Here is an 18,707-nt window from a genome sequence, read left to right as displayed (position 1 = left end):
TCACCTCATCAGCACGCCGCCATTCACGTGCAGGACCTGGCCCGTGATCCACCGGCTGTCATCGGACGCGATGAAGGCCACGACATCGGCCACGTCCTCGGGCGTCCCGACCCTGCCGAGCGGCGTCATCGAGATGATACCCTGGATCCGCTCGTCGGTCATCTGCGCGCGGAGCGCGTCGGTGTCGATGATGCCCGGCGAGACGGCGTTCACCGTGATCCCGCGGGGCCCGAGCTCTGCGGCGTGGACGCGCGTGAACGCCTCGATCGCCGCCTTGGCGCCGGCATAGAGCGACGTCCCGTGCATCGACATGCACGAGAGGTCCGAGGAGACGTTGATGATCCTTCCGCTCTTGCCCATGAGACGCGCTGCCTCCTCGGACGCGAAGAGCACCGAGCGCGCGTTCAGCTCGAACATGTCGTCGAACGCAGCCTGATCCATGTTCTGCAGGGCGCACGCCCCGAACACCGCGGCGTTGTTCACCAGAATGTCCACTCGGTCGAACTCCGCGGCGGTGCGCGCGAAGAGCAGTTTGAGCTCCTCCACGCGGGAGACGTTGGCCGGGACGGCGGTCGCGCGCCGCCCCATGCGCCTGATCTCCTCGACCACGCGCGATGCGGCCGCCTCGTTGGAGCTATAATTGACGACCACGTCCGCGCCGTCGCGCGCGAGTCGCCGCGCGACGGCGGCCCCGATCCCACGTGACGCGCCTGTCACCACGGCAACCTTGCTCTGCTTCATCGGTTCATCTCCGTTCTTCGTACCCTCGCGAGTACGTTACTCGTCCCCGTTGGCTGGTCGGCCACGTGTTCGCTCTGGCTTTCGTTGTGCGATCGGCGCCTCGAAGCTGATGGTCGGATCCGCACGGACTACCTGGCTCTTCTGCTCGACGACCGCTCGGAGCGTTGCCTCGAAATCCTGGCGACTGACGAACGGGACCAGAAGGCCCCTCTGCCGGAGCCGTGCGAGCGAGACGCCCATCGACGCGAGCCTGGACCGGACGAGGACATTGACGCAGTGGAGGCGCGGCCTGTTCCGCGTGATCCACGTGACCATCGCGGCGCGGTACTCGCGGTCGAAGTCCGTGAGGTGCTCGGCGTCCACGAAGAGGTCCGCTGGGTGGCCGGACGCAGCGAGCGCCTCGAAGTGGTCGAGCAGCGGGGAGACGAACGCGGCCTCCCCGTGGCCGCTACAGCGCACCACGAGCACGCCTGGAGAAGGTTGCTCCAGGCGTATCTCGCCTCGGTCGGTGCTGAGCCTGCCGCCGCCGAGCGGTGATGAGTCGAAGGTTGACATGAGATCTCCTCTTGCCGTGCCCGCGCCTGCGCGATCGCTCCCGGCCGTCATCGCTCTGCCACGACAGCGGCGACCGCGAAGTTCGCCTGATGGGAAATGGTCAGATGTATCTTCTCGACCCCGAGCGCCCTCGCGACCTTCAGCGATGCGCCGGAGAGCGCGAGCGTCGGCCGTCCTGCCTCGACGCGAACGACCTCGAGCTCGTGCCACGCCAGCCCCGCCGGCGCACCGAGGGCCTTGACGCAGGCTTCCTTGGCGGCGAACCGGGCGGCGAAATGCTGAGCAGGGGAGCCCCGCATGCGGCAGTACGTGCGCTCCGCCGCGGTGAACAGCCGCTCCTCGAAGCGGCCCTCGTGCCTCTCGAGAGCCGTCGCGATGCGATCGATCGCGCAAAAATCAACTCCGACACCGATGATCATCGCCTGAGCCCTCTCTCCGTTGGGATCAGCAGTGCTTCGCGCGGCTGACGGCGCCGAGGATGTCCGACACCGTTTTGAGCTCTTTCTCCGCGCCGTCCCCGAGCGTGACCTGGAAAGTCCGCTCCACCTCGCAAACGATCTCGATCATCTCGGTCGAGTCCACGTCCAGGTCGTCCTGGAGCGAGGCGCTGTCCGAGAGGTCCCTCATGGGCCTCCCGAGGAACTCGGAGAGGATCTTCTTCACCTGGATCTCGACGGTCTGAGCGTTCTGCATTGGTTGCTGCCTTGTCGATGGAATGCGTTGTGTGACGTACTTTGTGCGGTTCGGGTCGCGTTATCTCTGGTCCTGGCCGATGACCATCGACACGTTCATGCCACCAGAGCCTCGGCTGTTGACTTGGGCGAAGCGAAGCTCGCCGCCTTCGACCGCGTGCGTGGCGACCGCGAGGTCGCAGCTCGCGTCGAGCTCGTCCACGTTGGTCGTCGGCGGGATGGTTCGATAGGAGAGACCCATCGCCGCCAGGGCGGCGTCCACCGCGCCGCTGGCGCCGTACAGGTGCCCCAGCATCGACTTCGGCGCCGTCACCTTCACCTTGCTGGCGACCTCGCCGAACACCTTGTGGATGGCCGTGGCCTCCTGCGCATCTCCGTCCATCGTGGCCATCCCGTCCGCCATGATGAAGGACACGTCGCTCGGCCTGATCTCGGCGTCGCCGAGCGCCCTGCGCATCGCGATGCTCAGGCCGCGCTCCTCCTTCGGGAGCGGCGCGGGGTGGCACGCGTCGCTCGACAGGGAGAAGCCACGGATTTCACCGTAGATCCTGGCATCCCGTCGGATCGCGTGATCGCGGTCCTCCAGCACGAGGAACGCAGCCCCCTCGCCCGGGACGAGCCCACGGCGACCGGCGTCGAACGGGCGGTACGCCGTCTCGGGTGACATGTCCTTGTCCTGGTTCACGATGCCTTCCGTGAGGCACGCAGAGTAGGGCAGCGGCGACATGACCGTCTCCGTCCCGCCGGCGAGGATGACGTCGCAAGTGCCCTGCGCGATGGTCCTCGCGGCGTATCCGATGCTGGCCAGGCCGCTGGCGCGATCGCACACGATGGTCTTGCTGTGCCCGCGGAGCCCGAACAGGATCGAGACCTGCCCCTGCGGCGCAGCAGGGAACCACGCGGTGGCCTGGTGGGGGCTCACGTCTCGTACCCCTCCCGTGTGCAGGCGCCGGAGCTCGCGATCGGTCACGGTCCAGCCCCCGAAGCAGTTGCCCACATAGACGCCGAACTCTTGCTTGTTGACCTTCTCGAGGTTCACCTCGGCGTCCTTGAGCGCCATCGCGCAGGCGGCGATCGCATACTGCGTGTAGGGGTCCAGCTTGCGGGCCAGACGAGCCGGCATGAAATCCAGAGGATCAAAACCGGTCACCTCGCCGCCGAAGGCGGTCGGGAAGGCGGTCGTGTCAAACTTCGTGATCCTGCGCAGGGCGCTCTTCCGGTTCAGGAGGTTGGACCAGACGGTCCGACCGCCGACGCCGTTCGGGGTGAGCAGCCCGATCCCCGTGATGACAACCTGACGATTCATTGTCGTGCTCCTGCTCAGCTCGGGGCGCAAAACACCAGAGCGCTGTGGATACCGGAGAAGCCGCTCGCTGCCTTCAGGACGACATCCACCTTCCTCTTGATGCCTTCGTTGGGGACGTAGTCCAGATCGCAGGAGCTGTCCCTGCTCTCGTGGTTGATGGTGGGGAAGATCTCGGAGTTGTGGATGGCCAGCACCGAGGCGACGCTCTCGAGCGCATTGGCCGCAGCCAGCGGGTGCCCCACCATGGATTTCAGCGAGCTGACCGGCACCTTGTAGGCGTGCTCCCCGAGCGTCAGCTTCAACGCCGCCGTCTCGTTGATGTCGTTCTGCTTCGTCGAGCTGCCGTGCGCACAGGCATAATCGACCCTGTCCGGCGCGATGTCCGCATCGACGAGCGCGAGCCGCATCGCGCGGGCCAGATCGATCCCGTCCGGAGCCAGATCGGTCATGTGGTACGCGTTGTTGCACGACGCGAAGCCGCGCAGCTCGGCGTAGATCGTCGCCCCGCGGCGCAGCGCGTGCTCTCGCTCCTCGAGGATCAGGATCCCCGCACCCTCGCCCAGCACGAAGCCGTCGCGCTGATTGTCGAACGGCCGCGAGGCGCGCTGCGCAGAGTCGTTGCGCTTGCTCGAGAGCGCCCCCAGGACGTCGAACGCAGCCAGCGCGATGGGCGTAATGGGCGCCTCCGATGCGCCGCAGATCATCACGTCCGAATCGCCGGCGCGGATGGCGTCGAGCGCCAGCCCGATGGCGTCCAGGCCGCCCGTGCAACCGGTGCTGAGCGTGGAGCAGGGCCCGCGGGCCTCGTAGAGCCCGGCGACCTCCGCCGAGGCCACGTTGAACGTGGACGCCTGGTAGAGGGAGCGCTGCACCCACGTCGGATCATACGGCGCAGTGCCGCGCTCGGTCAGGACCAGAAACTCCTCTTCCATGAACTTCGTACCGGCGATCGCGTTGCCGATGCAGACACCGAGCCGGTCAGGGTCAGGGACCCCCCCGCCGAAGGCCGCGTCATCCATCGCCATCTTGCTCGCCGCGGCGGCGAACTGCGCATAACGGTCCAGCCGCCGGACCTGATCTTCCCTGAGGCCGTGGGCCCTCGGGTCGAAGTCGTGCACCTGGCCGGCGATCTTCGATTTGAAACCGTCCACCGGGAACCGCTCGATCCCGTGGACCCCGGAGCGCCCGGACATCGCACCAGTCCAGAACCGCTTGATTCCAATGCCGTTGGGCGCGATGATGCCGAGCCCGGTCACGACCGCCCTGCGACGCTTTCCCTTTTGAGCACACTTCACGATCTAACCCTCTCACTCTCAGCGACGTGGCAGCCCGGCGCCAGCCATCGTCAATAATTGCCCAGGCCACCGCAGATGTTCATCGCCTGCCCGGTGATCCCGCGGGCGCTCTCCGAGGCCAGATAAGCCACCATCTCCGCGACCTCGTCGGGCTCGATGTAGCGGCCGATCGGGACGCGCTGCTCGATGCGCCTCTTCGCGTCATCGACGCTCACGCCCCAGATCTTGGCGTAGCTCCCCCGCGCCTTCTCCGCGAGCTCGGTCTCCACGAACCCCGGGCAGACGGCGTTCACTGTGATGCCCCTCGGCGCGAGCTCGAGGGCGAGCGACTTGGTGAACCCGATGATCCCGTGCTTCGACGCGCTGTACGCCGCGGCGTGGATCACGCCCTGCTTGCCGCCGGTCGACGCGACGCTGAGGATCGTCTTCAGCGTGCCCTCGGGGGTGTTGTTGAGGACCGATCTGGTGACGTAGAATACGCTGTTCAGGTTCGTGTCGATGATCTCCCGCCACAGCTCGTCACGCATGTTCGCGGTGACCCCGCCGCCGCCCCGTCCTGCGTTGTTGAGCAGGACGCTGATGTGCCCGAGCTCCCGGACGGCCGCCTGGACGGCCGCGTCGACCTCCTGCGGCGAGGTGACGTCGCAAACCCCGATGGTCGCGCGGCTCCCCACGGCGCGGAGCTGGGCGCTGGTCTCCTCGAGCTGCCGCTTCGAGCGCGCGAGGAGGGCGACGCTGAATCCGTCCCTCGCGAGCCGCACAGCCGCCGCCTTCCCGATCCCGCGGCTCGCACCCGTGATGAGAGCGACCTTCCGGCACTGACTCGTCATGACAAGCTCCCCTGCGTCCGCTCCTCGGCGCGCTCCTTGATCGCCAGCAGCGTCCCGCGACTGTTGTCGTTGATCGCCCTGCTCACCCGCGTCAGGGCGTCGCTCATGCTGATATCGCCCCAGAGCCTCTTCACACCCTCCGGCTTCAGCTCGACGGCGTGCCACGACACGACTCGGACGCCGCCCGGCGCGCGCTCGATGAGCCATTTCCCGCTGTGCCGGCGCAGCACCGGCGGCGGCTCCGGCTGGAAGTAGCTGATGCTCGCGTTCGGCGTGCACTGCCGGATTGACCGGATATGCTCCTCCTGCCCCTTCACGTCGACGGTCATGACGAACTCCTGGTACTGTCCGTCGTCGTACCGCACCTCGACGCCGTGGCAGTGCGAGAGCACCTGCGGCCAATCCTGTGCGCGCGCCAGGAGCGGATACACGGCCTCGGGTGAGGCCGCGATCAGCAGCTCCTCCTCGAACTCGCCGGCGAGCGCGCCATGCAGGCCCTGGAGCGTCTTCGACTCGAGGGCTCGCTTGATCGCCTGAAGCTCGCGCTTGCTGTTCGTGTCCGTCGAGCTCGACATGAAGCTCATCGCCTCCTCGGGCGTCGACACACCATCGACGAGCCCACGGACGTGCGGCTTGACCTCGAACCGGTGCTCCAGGACGATGAGCGTCCCAGTCTGCACGGGGAAGAATCGCCAGGTCCCTTCCATGGCGCTGAGCAGCGGTGACGGCTGCACCTGCCGGAAGGAGATGGCGCGCTGCTCCGGGGAGAGCTCCCTGATGGAGCGCCAGGTCATCAGCCGGCCATTCGCGAGCGCCGTGATCTCGACGAGCTGCGACCGGTCGGTCCGCTCGATGACCTGCGCCCCCTTGCAGGGAGGGAATATCTGCGGCCACCTCTCCACGTCGGTCGACAGCGCGTAGGCGTCGTCGACATCAGCGGCCACCTCGATCGTGTGCTGATGGAATCTCATTCGCAATCCTCGTTCCTCGTATCGGTCGGCACGTGTTCTTGAATCCCGGTTCAGCTCTCTCTGCTGCTCGCCCTGGCAGCGGCCAGGCGGCCAGTCAGCCTGAGGCCGTCGCGCATCATCCTGATGAGCAGGTAGATGTTCGTCGCCCCCGCCAGCAGCTCGACGGTCTGGAGCCCCACGAACAGCGGTCCGAACTCTCCCCTGCTGGCGAGCCGGTAGAGGACGAAGGCGCACGGCGTCAGGACGAGGATGCCGTTCATGGCAATGAACTTCATGCGTCTCTTCTTGCCGTCCACGATCCTGCCGCCGCGAGAGCGGGCCAGGAAATTGCCGGTGCCGCCCGCCGCCGCGATGCTCGGAATCAGCAGCGCGAGCCCGTAGAGAATGCCGCGCTTGACGGTGACGATGACCTCGGCGTTCCCCGAGAGCTCCGCGAGCATCGTCGAGATGAAGAAGGTCGAGACAAGGCAGAGCGCGAGTGTTCCGGCGATGCCGTGCACAGTTCGTTTCATGTCGCTTTCCCATGGTTCGCGTGGCCGCCGCGAGGTGTGCTCGCGGCGTGGGCGAACGCATGAGAGCCTGATCACATCCTGTGCCAGCGATGATGCTCGGCTCCAGAGCGCGCTGCGGAGGCCCGTTGCGCTGAGCTCCGTCGGGCAGGCTGGTCAACGCCGTTGCTCGATCGCGCAACCGGTGGCCTCCCCGGGGGCGGCGTCTTGCCCTGTCTGCGCGTACGCTCGGCGGCTTCGGTCCTCGACTGGCGCGCTCTGCGGGCGGGCGCATGGCGCCGGCCAGGGTGCGCCGTCAGCGGCTCGGCGAGGCCTCCGGGGCGGGCGCGACAGGCGTGCGGGGGCGGTTCTGCGGGCGTCTCACTTGCCGTAGGCCACGCGCCATACGGTGTTGCTCTGGTCGTCGGTCACCAGCAGCGCGCCGTCCTTGGCCACCGCGACGCCGACCGGACGTCCCCACACGTCGCCTGTGCTCGTGACGAAGCCGGTCATGAAGTCCTCGTAGTAGCCCGCCGCCTTGCCGTCCTTGACCGGGATGCGGATCACCTTGTATCCGGTGCGCCGCGAGCGGTTCCACGAGCCGTGCTCCGCGGCGAAGATGTGGCCCTGGTAGTCGGCCGGGAACTGCTGGCCCGTGTAGAAGCAGAGGTCGAGGGACGCCGAGTGCGACTGGATCAGCACGTCCGGCACGATCACCTTGTCTCTCAGCTCGGGGTGCTTGCCCTCGTGGCGCGGATCCTGGTTCGGGCCGAGGTAGTACCAGGGCCAGCCGTAGAAGCCGCCCTCTTGCACGCGCGTCACGTAATCGGGGACCAGGTTGTCGCCCAGCTCGTCGCGCTCGTTCACGCTGGTCCAGAGCGCGCCGGTCGCCGGCTCGATGGCCAGGCCGACCGGATTGCGGATGCCGGACGCATAGAGCGTCTCGTTCTTGCCGTCGGGCGTGAAGGCGAGGATGCAGGCGCGGCGGTCCTCGGACTCGTCGTCGTCGACGTTGGAGCGGGAGCCCACGGACACGAACATCCGCTGGCTGTCCTTGCTGAAGACGATATCGCGGGTCCAGTGGCCGCCGCCGCCCACGGCCTCCTTGCCCGAGGGGATGTTGGTGACCAGGGCCTCGGCCGGGCCGCTGGCCTTGGTGTCGCCCGTCTTGTAAGGGAACCGCACCACGCTGTCGGTGTTCGCGACGTAGATGTGCGTCGGCGCATCGGTGTTGGCCGGATAGAAGGCGATGCCGAACGGTTTCTTGAGATCCTCGGCGTAGATGCTGCGGAGGTCGGCCTTGCCATCGCCGTCCGTGTCCCGGAGCACCTGCACCCGGTCCCCCTCGCTCTCGGCCACGAACACGTCCCCGTTCGGCGCCACCTGCACGACACGGGGCTCCTCCAGGCCCGTGGCGAGCTCGGTGACGGTGAATCCCGACGGGACTTTGGGGAACATCCCTGGTTGACGATCTGCCTTGCTCGGCCTGTTGACGACCGACTCCTCCTCGTTGGGCGCGGGGAGCTCGGCGACGGTGATCTTGCGCTTCACGCCCGGCGCGTCCGTGGTCCAGTCGCCCAGCGCGTCGGCGCCGGTGAGGATCTTGTCGGTGGGCGCTGGCTGCGGTGTGATCTCCGCGCGCTTGGGCGAGCACGAGGCCAGCGCGCCCGAGCCGACCAGGAGCACCTGAGCCACCCCGAGCCGGGCCCACCGGCGGTCTGAACTTCGGTTGTCCATGGACTCTAGGTGCCATTCGGATCCTCCCCTGTCCACGGCTCTCTGTCCGCGGCGCCGCTCCACCGTCCGCGACGCCGCTCCACCGATGAGCTCGCCGATCTCCTCGCCTTGCATGCCCGCTCGCGCGGCCACGGCCGGCAGGCGCGGAGCCCCGTGATCCGGGGCACCGCTCCGCGTGATCTTGCGTGGTTGTCCCGGCGCGCGGGGCGGCGGGAGCTCGCTTGCGGCGCTCCGCGCGCGCGATCTTCATGTGCCCGCGACGGCCTGCGGTGAGCTGCGCTCATGATCCTGATATGTGCGCCGCACCCGGTGTGGTACGGAGGCTCGCCCGGGGGCGCGGGCGCGCGAGGAGCATGAAATGACGAACGCAGCCGTGAGCGAGCCCGCTGTCGAGGGGCCGCCGAAGCTCTCCTTTGCTCAGACCATCAGGAGCCTTCCGCGCTCCTTCTGGATGGGCTGCACCATGGAGATGTGGGAACGACTTGCCTATTACGGCGTGCGGGTCGTGATGCCCATCTACATCGCGCAGGCCGACGAGCCCGGGGGCCTGCATTTCAGCCAGCAGGACAAGGGCACCATCTACATGGTCTGGGCCCTCATCCAGTCGCTGCTGCCGATGATCACGGGCGGCTACGCCGATCGATACGGCTACAAGCGCACCATCTTCATCACCGTCTGGCTCAAGATCATCGGTTATCTGCTGATGGCGACGCAGCGGAGCTTCACCGGCTTCCTGCTCGGCGTTGTGGTCCTGGCGACGGGGACGGCGCTCTTCAAGCCGGGGATCCAGGGCACGCTGGCCCAGTCGATGGACAAGTCCAACTCCTCGGTGGGCTGGGGTCTCTTCTACTGGCTCGTGAACGTGGGCGCGGCGATCGGCCCGCCGCTGGCCGGCTATCTCCACGGCAAGGGCTGGCCGTGGGTGTTTTACGGGTGCGCCGCGATCATCTCTCTGAATTTCCTGATGCTGTTCACGTACAAGGAGGTCGACTCCGGCGCCGACAAGACCTCGGATGCGTGGAAGGTCTTCAGGGACACGATCAAGAACATCTGGGACGCGCGGCTCATCACCGTGATCCTGCTGCTCTCGGGGTTCTGGTTGATGATGTACCAGCTCTGGGATCTGATGCCGAACTTCTACACGGACTGGATCAGCAGCACCTCGTTCGTGCAGAACAACGCGTGGCTCCCGGCCTCCTGGCTCAACGCGGGCGATGCGCGCGGGGTCCAGCTCAAGCAGGAGAACGTGCTCAACCTGAACGCGGTGTGCATCGTCCTCTTCCTCGTGCCGTTCTCGTACCTGGTGGCGCGGATGAAGGTGCTCTCGGCGATGTCGCTGGGCATCCTCGTGGCGATCGGCGGGATCATCGTCTCCGGTACGACCAATTCACTTTACGTGCTCTTCCTCGGAATCCTCCTCTTCTCCATCGGAGAGATGCTGACCGGCCCCAAGAAGAGCGAGTATTTCGCGCTCATCGCGCCCCCGGGCAAGAAGGCGTTGTACCTCGGGTACATCAACATCCCGGCGGCGATCGGCCCTGCCCTCGGGGCGCAGCTCGCGGGGATCCTGTACGGCACCCGGGGCGAGAAGGCCACGCTGGCCCTCCGGTACCTGGCCGAGAAGACGGATCATGGGAAGGGATGGAACGGCGACGTGTCCTCGCTTCCCGAGGCGGTCGGGGTCTCGCGGCAGGAGGCGTTCAGGAAGCTGCAGGAGGTGCTGAACATCGACGCGGTCGAGGCCACGCAGCTGCTCTGGGATACGTATCGCCCCTACGAGATCTGGTACGCGTTTGCGGCGATAGGGGTCGCGTCGCTGGTGGGGATGCTGATCTTCACGCAGCGGTCGAAGCGGTGGAAAGACCTCGACGTATAAGCCCCCGTCCCGCGTCCCTCAGGCCGCGCCCCCCAGGTTCACCGTGGTCGCGAACGCGATCCCGCTCTGCAGATCCCGGCGCGTCACGATCCCCGCCATGTCGATATCCAGCCCCACGATCGCCTGCGCCACCTCGGGCCGGATCCCTGTCAGCACGACCCGCGCCCCGAGCAGCCGCACCGCCCTCGCCACCTGGAGGAGCGCGCTCGCCGAGGTCGTGTCGATGTGCGGCACGCCCGTCACGTCGATGATCGCCACCCGCGCCTGCCGCTCGACCACCTTGGCCAGCAGGTTCTCCATCATCTGCTGCGCCCGCGCCGCGTCCAGCGCGCCCACCAGCGGCAGCACGAGGACGTCCTGGCTGAGGGGCACGATGGGCGCCGACAGCTCCAGGAGCGTCTTCGCCTGCGACCGAAGCGCGTCCTCGAGCCGCTTTCGCTCGGTGACCACCTCCGCGAACAGCATGATCCCGCCGATCTCGCCGTTCGGCGTGTACCACGGGAAGATCTTCCAGCTCCCCCACTCGACGGACCCGTCAGCCCGCGGGAAGGGCTCCTCATCATTCCCTTCCGAGGCCCCGGCGAGGCAGCGCTGGTGGACCGCCTTCCAGTGCTCGGGGACGTCGGGGAACACCTCGTAATGGCTCCGGCCGATGAGCTCTCGAGCATCCAGGCCGAAATCCGCCCCGTAGCGCTGACTGGCCATCACGTAGCGCATGTCGCGATCGAACATGGCGAATGTGGCCGGCGTGTAGGTGATGAAGAGGCGCACATGCTCCTCGCTCCGGCGCAGCGCCTCCCGGAGGCGATCCCGCTCCTCCTCGGCCTGCTCCAGCTCCTGGATGCGCTGCCTCAGGCGCTGGTTTTCCGCAACGAGTTCCATGTGATCCGAATCGCCGCCCATTCGTGCCTCGGTCCTGTCCTGAACTGTATATCAAAGAAGCACGGCGCCCGGCACCCGGCGATCGATGCGGCGCAGCGCTCGCCCCCGCCAGCGCTGGTCGGGGAACCAGCGACGAGCGCGAGCTCGCCCCTGGTCCCCTGATGGACTCACGGCCGCGGCAGCCCGACCGCGCCCCTCACCGCTTCTCGCCGCTCGTCGCCGCCGCCGGCGCGCCGCCCCCCGGCGTCGCGTCCACCGCGCCCGGCCCGAGCAGCGTCCCGCACATCGTCTTGCACAGGATGTCCGTCGCCCGGCACTCGCACTTGCCCTGCTGCTTCAGCTCGAGCTTCCCGCGCATCTGCTCGACCGTGAACTGCGCGAGCCGCTCGACCCGGTCCATGCTCCAGCCCTCCTGGATCTGGCGCGGCGTCCGCGGGTCGGTGGTCTTGCCGTCGGGCTCGGCGCAGCAGCGGAAGCTCAGGAAGTAATAATAGAACCCCTCGTCGTGCGTGTAGATCTTCGGGCGGCACTGGTTGCGCACGCCCTTGTACCAGGGGCCGCCCGTGTGGACGCTGTCGAACTTGCCGCGCCAGCCGCCGCTCGTCTCGCTCGCCACCACCTCATCGGTGTTCGCGGGCATGTCGGCGACCCCGTAATCGCTGATGCACTGCGCCTGCGACCCGCTCCGCACCCCCTTCCAGAGGCGCGCCAGCTCGGCCGGGTCGCGCTTCGCCACCTTCTTCATGTCGGGATCGTCCCAGAGGTGATCGCCGTTGCACTTCGTCGCGTCGCGCGAGTACCCGTAAGGGAACGGCTTGATCTCGGGGCCCTCGCAGGCGAGCGTCCACTCCGACTCGGTGCAGAGGCGCTTGCCCACGGCGGCGCACTTGACCTGCGCCTGGTGGAACCGATTCATCACCTCGGGCCGCTCCCCCTTCTTGTTCGGCCACTCGTACGTGTCGACGCAATACCGCTTCTTCACCTTCTCGCCGGTGCAGCGGCCAGGGGTGGGCGCGAACTCCTCGCAGACGGTCTTCTTGTTCGACTTGTCGTACCAGCTCTTGAGGCAGCTATGCTCGACCTCGGTGCAGTACTCGCCCTCGACGAGCTTCATGTCGGCCGGGCATGCCTGCTCCTCTTCGGCGGCAGCGGTCGCCCCGCCCGTCGTCCCGGGCTCGGCGGCGGGCGCGCCGGGCTCCGCGGCCGGAGGCGCCGCGCCCGCGGTCCCGGCGGCGGACGGCGCGGCCGCGGGCGGTCGATCGTCGCGCGCGCGCAGTGGAGCCGGCGGCTGAGCGGGCTCCGGCGGAGCGCCGGAGCAGGCAGCGGCGAGCGTCAGGGCGGGGAGGGGGAGCAGGAGGCGTCGCATGCCCGGCGTCATAGTCGAGATCGCGGCGAGGGGAACCAGCGTCGCGCCCCCGGGACACGCGCCCCCCGCCTCCCTGGAACACGCGCCGACGCGTCTCCGCACCTGGCGCCGCGCGCCCCGGCCGCCTCGCGCGCCTCCCTCGCCGGCGCGCCGCTCAGCCCTGCTTCGGCGCCCTCATCCGCGCCGGATCGACCGCCACGTCCCGCGCCACCTTGCCGAACGCGATGACGCTCCGGTCGCCGTTCTTCTCCTCGATCACGACCCGCCGCACCGACCAGAGCTCCGGCCCCGAGGTCATCTCGAGGCTGCGCACGTGCTTCGCGACCTCCTCGGCCCGCGGGCGCGCGGCCAGCGTGATCCCGCCCTCGCGGCTCGGGATCGACAGATCGTAGCGCGCCCTCAGCTTCTCGAGGTCGCCGCCGAGCAGCACCAGGAGGTCCGACAGCACCGCGCCGAAGCGCCCCGCCGCGCCCCGCCCCGCGCCCGCCGCGCCCTTCGGCGTCGCGAAGCCGAACCCCTCGGGCGTGATCCAGTAGGTGATCGCGTCCGGCGGCTTCAGCTCCCAGCGGAGGCGGTCCGGCAGGACCAGGGTCATCTCCCCGTCGCTCTTCACCGCCGTCGCGAGCAGGCCGATGCTCCGCTCCTGCGTGAACGGCGCGACCAGCGTCTTCACCGACGCCCGCGCCCGCGTGATCTCGGCCAGCGCGTCGCCCACCGCGTCGGCGCGGGCGCGGCCGGCGACGCCGGCAACCGAGAGCGCGCCGCCGCACGCCGCCAGGCCCATCAGGAAAGATCGTCGCTGCATGCTCGTCCTCATTACCCCAGACGGGCGGGCCGCGCTTTGCTTCACACCTGGCAGATTTGCCAGGCGCGGCAGGCGCGTGGGCGCAGCCGGCCGGCCGCGCTCAGTCCGCCACGGGCTTCGGCGTGTTGGGCCCGCTCTCGGGGAGCTCCGGCTTCGCGATGTACTCCTTCGGGAGCTCGCCCGTCAGGGACTTGAGCCAGACAACGATCTGATCGACCTGCGCGTGGGTGATGTCCTTGCCGAGCTGGTGCTTCGCCATGAGCCGCACCGCCTCCGGCAGCGATGAGACCGACCCGTCGTGGAAGTACGGCGCCGTCATCGCCACGTTGCGGAGCGTCGGCACCCGGAAGACCATGAAGTCGGCCTGCTTCTTCGTGATCTCGAAGACGCCGCGGTCCATCGTGTCGGGCCACGACCTCACCAGGCCGAGCTTCTGGAACATCGTCGCCCCCACGTGCGGGCCGAAGTGACAGGTCACACAGCCGACCTCGACGAAGGCGTTGAAGCCCTCCTTCTCGGCGTTGGTCAGGGCGTCCGGATCCCCCTCCAGGAACAGGTCCCACCGCCCGCGCGTGAACAGCTTGCGCTCGAACGCGCCGAGCGCCTTCGCGGTGTTGGTGGTGGTCACCGGCCACGGGTCGTTCGGGAACGCCCGGCCGAACGCCTTCACGTACTCGGGGATCGAGCGCAGCGTCGCCTCGAGCCGCACCGGCGTCATCGCCATCTCGCTCGGGTTCATCATCGGCCCGTTGGCCTGATCCTCGACGCTGTCGAAGCGCCCGTCCCACATCAGCGAGAAGAACCCCGCGGAGTTGTAGACGCTCGGCGTGTTGCGGCGGCCGCTCTGGTGGGCGTGCCCGATCGACACCTTCGCGCCGTCCGCCCCGTAGCGGTCGAGCGGGTGGCACGAGTTGCACGAGAGGTCGTGGTTCTTCGAGAGCCGCGTGTCGTAGAAGAGCATCCGGCCGAGGTTGACCTTCTCGTCCGTGAGCGGGTTGTTCGACGAGGTGATGAGCGCCGGCAGCGGGTTGAAGCTCCCGAGCCGCTCCGGATCGATCTGCACGGCCGGCTCGCTCGCGCCAGGCGCGGCCGTCGCGCCGGGCGCGGCGCCGACGGGGGCCGCCTGCGGGGCGGCCGGGGCCGCGCCGGGCACCGAGGCGGGCGCGGCCGACGTGGTCTTCTGCACGAGCCACGCGCCCACGCCGGCGCCGGTCGCGGCGACGAGCGCCGCCGCCGCCACGAGCGGGGCCGCCTTGCTGCGCGGGCGCGGCGCGGCGTTGGCCGGCTCGCCCGCCACGATGATCGTCCGCTGGAACGGCACCGAGGTGCCCGCGCTCGTCATCGACGGCGGCGGGCCGTCGATCCTCGGCTCCGACGTGCGGATCGGGGCGCCGCTCTGCGAGTACTGCATGCTGCGCTCCTGCCAGCTCCGGGGCGTGGCCACGGGCGTCGGCGGCCGCCGCGACCCGGGGTCGCCGTAGTCCTGCCAGCTCCGGGGCGTGGCCACGGGCGTCGGGGGTCGCCGCGTCGCGAGGTCGCCGGGCTCGGGCCAGTTCACGGCCGTGCCCGCGGGCGTCGGCGGGCGCCGCGTCGGGGCCTCGGGGTTCGCCCGCGACGGCGGCGGGACGTCGGCCTGCAGCGAGTCGGGCAGCGGCTGCAGCATGTCCTCGCGGATCGAGGGGCCGTACGGCAGCAGCGTCCGGACCGCGTCGAGCATCTCCGCCGCGGACTGGAAGCGCAGGTTCCTGTCGATCTGGAGCGCGCGGTGCACGATCTCGCCGACCTCGTAGGGCACCCAGGGCGCCAGGCTCTGGATGGGCGGCGCCGGCACCGAGCAGATGGCGACGATCAGCTCGCCGAGCCCGCGGGAGTTCCGGTAGGGGGTGCGCCCGGCGAGCATCTTGAAGAGGACGATGCCGAGCGACCAGAGGTCGGTCCGGCCGTCGACGTCCTTCATGTTGCGCGCCTGCTCCGGCGACATGTAGATGGGCGAGCCGATCAGGTTGCTCGTGGCCGTGAGCTCCTGGTGCTTCTCGAAGCTGTCGTCCGCCTGGATCTTGGCGACCCCGAAGTCGAGCAGCTTGACCGTGAGCTCCCCCCCGTCGCGCCGGGCCAGGAACAGGTTGGCGGGCTTGATGTCGCGGTGGAGGACGCGCGCGTCGTGCGCTCGGATCAGGCCCATGCACGCCTGCGCCACGATGCAGAGCGCGAGCTCGGGCGGCAGGGGACCGAGTCGCCGGAGGAGCTGGTCGACGTCCTCGCCGGAGAGCAGCTCCATCACGAGGAAGGGCAAGCCCGTCGCCCGGTCCCTCCCGCTATCGAGCACGCCGGCGATGTGCTCGCTCTCGATGGCGCCCGCCGCCCTGGCCTCGCGCTCGAAGCGAGCCATGACCGCCTCGTCCTGCGCGAGCTTGCTCGTGATCACCTTGACGGCGACGCGACGACCGGTCCCGAGGTGCCGTGCCTCGTAGACTGCCCCCATCCCGCCCTCTCCGAGCAGCCCGAGGATGAGGTACCGTTGATCGAGGGTGGTGTTGATCAGGTTGATGTCCGTCATGGTCCGGTCGACCCGGTCGCCGCTCCGATGCGCCGACCCTTGCGCCCCGGATCGCATTCTCGGACGGAAGTTCTCGCTAGGCAATCTCGCGGTAAGGGCGCCCCGGACGAGAGGTGTCCTACCGCCGATGTACGGGCGTGGGCGAGCGCGGGCAGTGAACCCGGGGCGAAACGGCTGCGCGCCGGGCTCGGGCAGACCAGCGCCTGCGGCCGCGCTCGCGGTTCCTCGACGTTAATTTATTTGTTTGTTTATTTAAGGAGTGTCACGGTCGCGCTCGCCATCCGAAGAGGACGGATCGACCGCGTCGCTTCCCTGCTCGCCGCCGGGGTGGGGCGAGCCGGCGCGCTCCCAGGCGGCGTAGTCGCCGCTCGTGAGCAGCGGGTCCTCGGGCAAGGCCTCGGGCTCGGCGGTGTCGCGGGCGGGGTCGAAGGCCGGATCGAGCAGCCGCGCGAGATCGAAGCGCAGGAAGCGGCCGGCGAGGTGGGGGCCCTCGCTCACCCAGAGCACGCGCGCGGTGGCGTCCATGACGACCGCGTGGGTCGCGATGAGCGCGTCGATCGCGCGCCGGTCGCCGAGCGGCAGCGGCGCGCCGCCGGGCCCGCGCCGGTCGCGCAGGACGTCGACGGCCGCCTCGATCGTGGCGCCCTCGGGCAGGGCCGCGAGCCGCTCGTCGAGGCGGCGGCGCCGCGCGTGGGTCGAGGTCTCGGCCTCGACGCGCCGGTTGCGCGGGTCGCCGGCGAGCGGCCCCTCGAAGTGGTTGGTGAGCGGCACCTTGCCGCGGCCGCGGCGCGCGTGGAGCGGCGCGCCGGGCGCCCGCTCGGCGATCGCGACGTCGCCCGCCGCGTCGACGAGCATCACGAGGTGGGAGACCATCGGCGCGCGCGTCTCGAGGATCGCGAGCGCCTCGTCGACGCCGTCGGCGCGGCCGAGCACGTCGCGCATCGTGTGGACGACCGGCTCGCCGGCCGCGCGCGGCTCGCCGGCCCGCCCGCCGTGGACGACGAGCGCGAGGCCCGCGGCGTTCATCCCGGTGACCGCGCCGACGAGCCCGGGCCAGGCCACCGAGGCGTACGGGATCTTGCCCTGCTCGTGGACGAGGAACACCGCCTTGCCCTCGTCGAAGACGGGCCCGGCCTCGAAGTCGAAGTTGCGGGCGAGCACCGCGTGCCCGCCCGCCGACGCCGTCCCGGTGAGCGCGAAGCTCGTGCAGCCGATGAGCGGGGAGTGCTCGAACGAGAGCGCGATGTCGTAGAGCGACTGGAGGAAGACGAAGCGGTGGTACGTGGGGAGGACGCCGTCGAACGGGTCGGGCGAGAAGGCGCGGGCCTGCGCGGCGATCTCGCGGCGCGCGCCCTCGGCCATGCCCTCGTCGACGCCGCGGAACTGGAGGCGCGAGAGGTCCATGATGAGCCACCGCAGCGGGGCGACGGGCACGTAGCGCTGGAACTGCTCGTAGAGGGTGCCCTCGTTCTTGACCATCTCCGGGTAGAAGAGCCGGCCGTGCTGGTGGCCGATCTCCTCCGGCGATCCGGCGAGGCGCGCCTCGAGGATCCGGCCGCGGCGGCGCGCGTAGGCGGGGCCGAGCGCGCGCAGGCCCGCCGGTCCGGCCGTGGGCTCGCCGGAGGCCGCGGCGATCGGCGGCGGGTCGATCCGCGTGGCGGCGGCGATGCCGAGGTGCGCGAGGACGGGCGCGGCGAGGAGCGCGGCGGCCGCGATGAGCTTGCGCCGGTGGCGGGCGGCGCGCTTCACATCAGGGCGACGCCGTCGACGGCTGCGACGGGCGGGGGTCGATCTCCGCGACGATCGCGCTCGCCGCGGCGGGGCGCCGCGCGGCCGGAGACGGCGTCGGGGCGACGGGCACGTGGCGGAGCCCGCGCGTGAGCGCGAGGGTCGTCACCACCCGGCGCACGATCCGCGCCGGATCGCGCACGCTGTCGAAGTGCGTGAGCCGCTCGTCCTCGGGCGGGTAGATGACCCGGATCGGCACCTCGACGATGCGGACGCCGGCGGCGACGGCGCGCAGCAGGATCTCCGCCTCGAAGGCGTACCCCTCGTCGCGCGCGTCGAGCGAGAGCGTGCGCCGGAGCGGGTAGCGGCGCAGGCCGCACTGCGTGTCGGCGAAGGGGCGGCCGGCGAAGAGCGAGAGGAAGAAGTTCGAGATGCGGTTCGAGATCTGGTTCGGGCGCGGCGCGCCGGCCGAGACGAGGTCGCGGATGCCGAGCACGAGCGCCTCGGGGTCGGCGTCGGCCTCGACGAGGCGCCGCGCTTCGTCCGGCGGGTGCTGTCCGTCGGCGTCGATCGTGATCGCCACGTCGAAGCCCGAGGCGAGGGCGAACTCCATCCCGGTGCGCAGGGCGGCTCCCTTGCCGAGGTTCTCGGGGTGGCTCAGCACCGTGGCGCCGGCCGCGCGCGCCAGCTCGGCCGTCCTGTCGCTCGACCCGTCGTCCACGACGAAGACCGCGCCGGCGAGCCCGTCGACCCGCAGCGCCTCGCGTGTGACGTCCCCCACGTTGCGCTCCGCCTGGTAGGCGGGAATGATGGCGCAGATCCGCATGAAGCAGAGCGCGATTACCACGGTGTGCCCTGGATGAACAGCGGCAGGCACG

17 protein-coding genes are annotated in these 18,707 nt (G+C 69.6%); 1 reads left to right on the top strand and 16 read right to left on the bottom strand.

The genetic code is table 11. The features are described 5' to 3' along the window. The 10 genes from WME96_RS36470 to WME96_RS36425 form a co-directional block, all read right to left on the bottom strand. Complete coding sequence (locus WME96_RS36470; protein WP_437286190.1) at positions 1–741, bottom strand: glucose 1-dehydrogenase; 741 nt, start codon at positions 739–741, stop codon at positions 1–3. A gap of 36 nt (positions 742–777) precedes the next feature. After that, on the bottom strand, positions 778–1,296 hold the full coding sequence (locus tag WME96_RS36465; protein WP_437286189.1) for a hypothetical protein: 519 nt from the start codon (positions 1,294–1,296) through the stop codon (positions 778–780). Between the two features lie 47 nt (positions 1,297–1,343). Beyond that, complete coding sequence (locus tag WME96_RS36460) at positions 1,344–1,715, bottom strand: holo-ACP synthase (protein ID WP_437286188.1); 372 nt, start codon at positions 1,713–1,715, stop codon at positions 1,344–1,346. A 25-nt stretch (positions 1,716–1,740) separates the two neighbouring features. Beyond that, positions 1,741–1,989: an acyl carrier protein gene (locus WME96_RS36455; protein WP_437286187.1), complete on the bottom strand. Its 249-nt coding sequence runs from the start codon at positions 1,987–1,989 to the stop codon at positions 1,741–1,743. Positions 1,990–2,049: 60 nt separating this feature from the next. Further along, positions 2,050–3,294 (bottom strand): beta-ketoacyl-[acyl-carrier-protein] synthase family protein, encoded by a 1,245-nt coding sequence (locus tag WME96_RS36450; protein ID WP_437286186.1) that lies wholly within the window; start codon positions 3,292–3,294, stop codon positions 2,050–2,052. A 14-nt stretch (positions 3,295–3,308) separates the two neighbouring features. Further along, on the bottom strand, positions 3,309–4,589 hold the full coding sequence (locus WME96_RS36445; RefSeq protein ID WP_437286185.1) for a beta-ketoacyl-[acyl-carrier-protein] synthase family protein: 1,281 nt from the start codon (positions 4,587–4,589) through the stop codon (positions 3,309–3,311). Between the two features lie 50 nt (positions 4,590–4,639). Then, positions 4,640–5,419 (bottom strand): SDR family NAD(P)-dependent oxidoreductase, encoded by a 780-nt coding sequence (locus tag WME96_RS36440; protein ID WP_437286184.1) that lies wholly within the window; start codon positions 5,417–5,419, stop codon positions 4,640–4,642. Next, a complete protein-coding gene (locus WME96_RS36435) occupies positions 5,416–6,390 on the bottom strand; it encodes an aromatase/cyclase (RefSeq protein WP_437286183.1) in 975 nt (324 codons plus the stop codon). The genes WME96_RS36440 and WME96_RS36435 overlap by 4 nt, the downstream gene beginning before the upstream one ends. Positions 6,391–6,440: 50 nt before the next feature. Continuing rightward, the gene (locus WME96_RS36430; protein ID WP_437286182.1) at positions 6,441–6,902 is read right to left on the bottom strand and encodes a hypothetical protein; all 462 of its coding nucleotides are present in this window, start codon (positions 6,900–6,902) and stop codon (positions 6,441–6,443) included. Positions 6,903–7,259: 357 nt separating this feature from the next. Continuing rightward, the gene (locus WME96_RS36425; protein ID WP_437286181.1) at positions 7,260–8,615 is read right to left on the bottom strand and encodes a PQQ-dependent sugar dehydrogenase; all 1,356 of its coding nucleotides are present in this window, start codon (positions 8,613–8,615) and stop codon (positions 7,260–7,262) included. Between the two features lie 358 nt (positions 8,616–8,973). On the opposite strand from WME96_RS36425, the gene WME96_RS36420 reads away from it, so the two are divergent. Continuing rightward, positions 8,974–10,491 carry an MFS transporter gene (locus WME96_RS36420; RefSeq protein WP_437286180.1) on the top strand — a complete coding sequence of 506 codons (1,518 nt, stop codon included), beginning with the start codon at positions 8,974–8,976 and terminating at the stop codon, positions 10,489–10,491. Positions 10,492–10,509: 18 nt separating this feature from the next. On the opposite strand, the gene WME96_RS36415 is transcribed toward WME96_RS36420, so the two are convergent. The 6 genes from WME96_RS36415 to WME96_RS36390 form a co-directional block, all read right to left on the bottom strand. Beyond that, complete coding sequence (locus tag WME96_RS36415; protein ID WP_437286179.1) at positions 10,510–11,373, bottom strand: STAS domain-containing protein; 864 nt, start codon at positions 11,371–11,373, stop codon at positions 10,510–10,512. 196 nt (positions 11,374–11,569) lie between these two features. Continuing rightward, complete coding sequence (locus WME96_RS36410) at positions 11,570–12,739, bottom strand: SUMF1/EgtB/PvdO family nonheme iron enzyme (RefSeq protein WP_437286178.1); 1,170 nt, start codon at positions 12,737–12,739, stop codon at positions 11,570–11,572. A 154-nt stretch (positions 12,740–12,893) separates the two neighbouring features. Then, entirely contained in the window at positions 12,894–13,544 is a 651-nt protein-coding gene (locus WME96_RS36405) for a LolA family protein (RefSeq protein WP_437286177.1), read from the bottom strand. Between the two features lie 100 nt (positions 13,545–13,644). Beyond that, entirely contained in the window at positions 13,645–16,101 is a 2,457-nt protein-coding gene (locus tag WME96_RS36400) for a cytochrome c peroxidase (protein WP_437286176.1), read from the bottom strand. Between the two features lie 252 nt (positions 16,102–16,353). Next, positions 16,354–17,850, bottom strand: coding sequence for a C45 family autoproteolytic acyltransferase/hydolase (locus WME96_RS36395; protein WP_437286175.1), 1,497 nt, complete (start codon positions 17,848–17,850; stop codon positions 16,354–16,356). Position 17,851: 1 nt separating this feature from the next. After that, positions 17,852–18,676 (bottom strand): glycosyltransferase family 2 protein, encoded by an 825-nt coding sequence (locus WME96_RS36390; protein WP_437286174.1) that lies wholly within the window; start codon positions 18,674–18,676, stop codon positions 17,852–17,854. Positions 18,677–18,707: the final 31 nt, after the last annotated feature.

It is taken from the genome of Sorangium sp. So ce406, from assembly GCF_051474675.1.
In the GTDB taxonomy this organism is placed as follows: domain Bacteria; phylum Myxococcota_A; class Polyangia; order Polyangiales; family Polyangiaceae; genus Sorangium; species Sorangium cellulosum_G.
Note: the sequence above shows the minus strand (reverse complement) of the source record. Positions and strands in the feature narration are given on the sequence as shown.

What these genes read in the sequence shown, in the direction of transcription:
- WME96_RS36470 (WP_437286190.1), bottom strand. Translation starts at nt 741, where the DNA reads ATGAAGCAGAGCAAGGTTGCCGTGGTGACAGGCGCGTCACGTGGGATC.
- WME96_RS36465 (WP_437286189.1), bottom strand. Translation starts at nt 1,296, where the DNA reads ATGTCAACCTTCGACTCATCACCGCTCGGCGGCGGCAGGCTCAGCACC.
- WME96_RS36460 (WP_437286188.1), bottom strand. Translation starts at nt 1,715, where the DNA reads ATGATCATCGGTGTCGGAGTTGATTTTTGCGCGATCGATCGCATCGCG.
- WME96_RS36455 (WP_437286187.1), bottom strand. Translation starts at nt 1,989, where the DNA reads ATGCAGAACGCTCAGACCGTCGAGATCCAGGTGAAGAAGATCCTCTCC.
- WME96_RS36450 (WP_437286186.1), bottom strand. Translation starts at nt 3,294, where the DNA reads ATGAATCGTCAGGTTGTCATCACGGGGATCGGGCTGCTCACCCCGAAC.
- WME96_RS36440 (WP_437286184.1), bottom strand. Translation starts at nt 5,419, where the DNA reads ATGACGAGTCAGTGCCGGAAGGTCGCTCTCATCACGGGTGCGAGCCGC.
- WME96_RS36435 (WP_437286183.1), bottom strand. Translation starts at nt 6,390, where the DNA reads ATGAGATTCCATCAGCACACGATCGAGGTGGCCGCTGATGTCGACGAC.
- WME96_RS36430 (WP_437286182.1), bottom strand. Translation starts at nt 6,902, where the DNA reads ATGAAACGAACTGTGCACGGCATCGCCGGAACACTCGCGCTCTGCCTT.
- WME96_RS36425 (WP_437286181.1), bottom strand. Translation starts at nt 8,615, where the DNA reads ATGGACAACCGAAGTTCAGACCGCCGGTGGGCCCGGCTCGGGGTGGCT.
- WME96_RS36420 (WP_437286180.1), top strand. Translation starts at nt 8,974, where the DNA reads ATGACGAACGCAGCCGTGAGCGAGCCCGCTGTCGAGGGGCCGCCGAAG.
- WME96_RS36415 (WP_437286179.1), bottom strand. Translation starts at nt 11,373, where the DNA reads ATGGAACTCGTTGCGGAAAACCAGCGCCTGAGGCAGCGCATCCAGGAG.
- WME96_RS36410 (WP_437286178.1), bottom strand. Translation starts at nt 12,739, where the DNA reads ATGCGACGCCTCCTGCTCCCCCTCCCCGCCCTGACGCTCGCCGCTGCC.
- WME96_RS36405 (WP_437286177.1), bottom strand. Translation starts at nt 13,544, where the DNA reads ATGCAGCGACGATCTTTCCTGATGGGCCTGGCGGCGTGCGGCGGCGCG.
- WME96_RS36400 (WP_437286176.1), bottom strand. Translation starts at nt 16,101, where the DNA reads ATGACGGACATCAACCTGATCAACACCACCCTCGATCAACGGTACCTC.